The sequence below is a fragment of the Streptomyces sp. NPDC030143 genome (genome assembly GCF_055573695.1).
In genome coordinates, this window is sequence record NZ_JBVIAY010000056.1 from 1 (window position 1) to 3,739 (window position 3,739).

Annotated in this window: 1 protein-coding gene; it reads left to right on the forward strand. The window is 73.2% G+C overall.

Going from position 1 to position 3,739, the window contains the following annotated elements; genetic code table 11:
* The coding region (locus tag ACZ4YY_RS37410; protein WP_468299858.1) for an amino acid adenylation domain-containing protein at positions 1 to 3,739 on the forward strand (3,739 nt) is incomplete at both ends.

Genomic DNA, 3,739 nt, shown 5'->3' on the forward strand with positions numbered 1-3,739 from the left:
CTGCACGAGGGCGTCGTCCGGCTGGCGCGGGAGCACCAGGTCACCGTGTTCATGGTGCTGCACGCCACGCTGTCCGCGCTGCTCACCCGGCTCGGCGCCGGGACCGACATCCCCATCGGCACCCCGGTCGCGGGCCGCGCCGACACCGCACTGGACGACCTGGTCGGCTTCTTCGTCAACACGCTGGTGCTGCGCACCGACACCTCCGGCGACCCGACGTTCACCGAGTTGCTCGCCCGGGTGCGGGAGACGAACCTCGCCGCCTACGCCCACCAGGACCTGCCGTTCGAGCGGCTCGTGGAGATCCTCAACCCCACCCGCTCGCTCGCCCACCACCCGCTCTTCCAGGTCATGCTGGTCCTGCAGAACGCCGCGCAGGGCGACTTCGCCATGCGGGGGCTGCGGGTCACGGAGGACGAGGACGTCCACGCCGGCATCGCGAAGGTGGACCTGACCCTCAGTCTCGGGGAGCGTTTCGACGCCCAGGGCACGCCGTGCGGGCTCGGCGGTGTCGTGGAGTTCGCGACGGACCTGTTCGACGCCGAGACGGTCACCGGGCTGCTCGAGCGCTGGACGCGCTTCCTGCGGCACGTTGTCGCCGCGCCTGGCACGCCCGTCGGGGCCGTGGACATCCTCGCCGACGACGAGCGCGCGGCGCTGGCCCGGTGGGGCGGGCACACCCGTGACGCCCGGATCGTGGCCGACACCGTTCACCGGCGGTTCGCCGTCACGGCCGCCGCGCATCCGGACACGACCGCGCTCGTCTCCGCGGACGGCACGAGCAGGTGGACCTACGCCGAGCTGGACCGCTGGTCCAGTCGCATCGCCCACCACCTGCGAGCACGCGGCGCCCGCCCGCACAGCCGGGTGGCGCTGGTGCTGGAGCGCTCGCCGTTGCTGGTCGCGGCGATCCTCGGCGTCCTGAAGACGGGGGCCGGCTATGTGCCGATCGACCCCACGTACCCGCGCGAGCGCATCGACTTCATGCTCGCGGACCTCGCACCCGCCGTCACTGTCGACGACGGTCTCGCCGACGTGGACCTCGACGGCTGTCCGGACTCGCCGCCCGAGATCAGCGGTGTCGGGGAGCAGGGCGTCGCGTATGTGATGTACACGTCCGGTTCCACCGGCCGCCCCAAGGGCGTCGAGGTGACGCACCGGAACGTGGTCGATCTCGCGCTCGACGGCTGCTGGGCCGCCGGTGCCCATCGCCGCGTCCTGGTGCACTCGCCGCACACGTTCGACGCGTCGACGTACGAACTGTGGGTGCCGTTGCTGAACGGCGGTACGGCCGTGGTGGCAGGTCCCGGCAGGCTGGACACCGCGGAACTGGCCAGGGTCGTCGCGGAGAGGGCGTTGACCGGGCTGTTCCTGACCGCCGGGCTCTTCGCCGTGATGGCGGAACAGCGACCGGATTCCTTCTCCGGCCTCTCCGAGGTGTGGACGGGCGGTCACGTGCTCTCACCGGTCGCCGTCCGACGGGTTCTCGACGCTTGTCCCGGCGTCACCGTGGTCAATGTGTACGGTCCGACGGAGACCACCACGTTCGCCACCCGGTACCCGGTCTCCTCGGTGGACCGGTGCACCGACCCGCTGCCGATCGGCGAACCGCTGGACGGCAGCCGGCTGACGGTCCTGGACGAGCGGTTGCGGCCGGTGCCGCCCGGCGTGGTGGGTGAGCTGTACATCGGGGGCGACGGTGTGGCCCGCGGGTACGCGGGCCGCCCGGGCCTGACCGGCGAGCGGTTCGTGGCCGACCCGTTCGGCCCGCCGGGGGCGCGCATGTACCGCACCGGTGACCTCGTCGCATGGCGCCCCGACGGGCAGCTCGACTTCGTCGGCCGCTCCGACGACCAGGTCAAGGTCCGCGGATACCGCATCGAGCCGGGCGAGATCGAAGGCGTCCTCGCCGCCCACCCCGGTGTGGCACACGTCGCCGTCGTCGTCCGCGAGGACCGGCCCGGGGACCAGCGCATCGTCGCCTACGCCGTGCCCGTCGAGGGTGCGGACGGTCTTGACGTGGCGGAGTTGCGGGAGCTGACCGAGCGTCGTCTCCCGGCGTTCATGGTGCCGTCGGCGTTCGTCGTGCTCGACCGGCTGCCGCTCACCGCGGTCGGGAAGCTGGACCGCAAGGCGCTGCCCGCGCCCGGGTACACGGACGGCGAGGGCGGGCGGGCGCCGCGCGACGCTCGCGAGGACGTGCTGTGCGCCCTGTTCGCCGAGGTGCTCGGGGTGCAACGCCTCGGCATCGACGACAACTTCTTCGACCTCGGCGGGCACTCGCTGCTCGCCCTCCAGCTGATCAGCAGGGTACGGAGCGCCCTCGGCGTGGAGCTGACCGTGCGGGACCTGTTCGAGGCGCCGACGGTCGCCGGGATCGCGGCGCGTCTCGGTGACGCGGGCGGGGCGCGGGCGGCGCTGGTGCCGATGGCGCGGCCGGAGCGGCTGCCGTTGTCCTTCGCCCAGCGGCGGCTGTGGTTCCTGCACCGGCTGGAGGGACCGAGCGCGACGTACAACGTGCCGATGCGGCTGCGGTTGCCGGACGCACCGGACGTGGCGGCGCTGCGGGCGGCCGTCGGCGATCTCGTCCAGCGGCACGAGAGCCTGCGGACCGTCTTCCCGGAGGCGGACGGCACCCCGTACCAGCGGATCCTGGACGGCGCGGCGGCCCGGCCGGTGTTCGAGGTGGTGGCGTCCGCGCCGGAGCGGATCGACGAGGACGTGGCCGGGGCCGCGCGGTACGCCTTCGACCTGGCAGCCGAACTCCCTCTGCGGGTGACCCTGTTCACGGTCGGCGCGGACGAACACGTCCTGCTGCTGCTCGTGCACCACATCGCCGGCGACGGCTGGTCCCTGGGCCCGCTGGCCCGCGACCTGTCCCTCGCCTACACGGCGCGCCGCGCCGGACAGGCGCCCGCGTGGGAGCCGCTGCCGGTGCAGTACGCGGACTACACGCTGTGGCAGCGGGAGGTGCTCGGGGACGAGACGGACCCGGACAGCGTGCTGTCGCGGCAGATCGACCACTGGCGCACCGCGCTGGCGGGGCTGCCGGAGCGGCTGGAGCTGCCGACGGACCGGCCCCGCCCCGAGGTGGCCGACTACCGGGGCCGCAGCGTCGACTTCGTCCTCGACCCCGCGCTGCACCAGGGCATCACGCGGCTGGCGCGGGAGCAGCAGACCAGTGTCTTCATGGTGATGCAGGCGGCGCTCGCCGCCCTGCTCACCCGGCTCGGCGCGGGCAGCGACATCCCGCTGGGCACTCCGGTCGCGGGGCGGGCCGACGACGCGCTGGAGGACCTGGTCGGGTTCTTCGTCAACACGCTGGTGCTGCGCACCGACACCTCGGGCGACCCGACGTTCGCGGAGTTGCTGGGGCGGGTGCGGGAGACGAACCTGGCGGCCTACGCCCACCAGGACGTGCCCTTCGAGCGGCTCGTGGAGATCGTCAACCCCACCCGCTCGCTCGCCCACCACCCGCTCTTCCAGGTCATGCTCACCTTCGAGTCGACGCGTGCGGAGCTTCCGCTGGCGGGGGCGGCGGGCGAGCTGGAGGCGGTGGGCTCGGACACCTCGAAGTTCGACCTGGAGTTCGGGTTCGAGGAGCGGCTGACGTCGCAGGGCCTGCCCGGGGGCATGACGGGTTCGGTGGACTTCGCGACGGACCTGTTCGACCAGGCCACCGTCGAGGCGATCACCGCCCGCCTCGAACGCCTGCTCCGCGCCGTCACCACCGACCCCG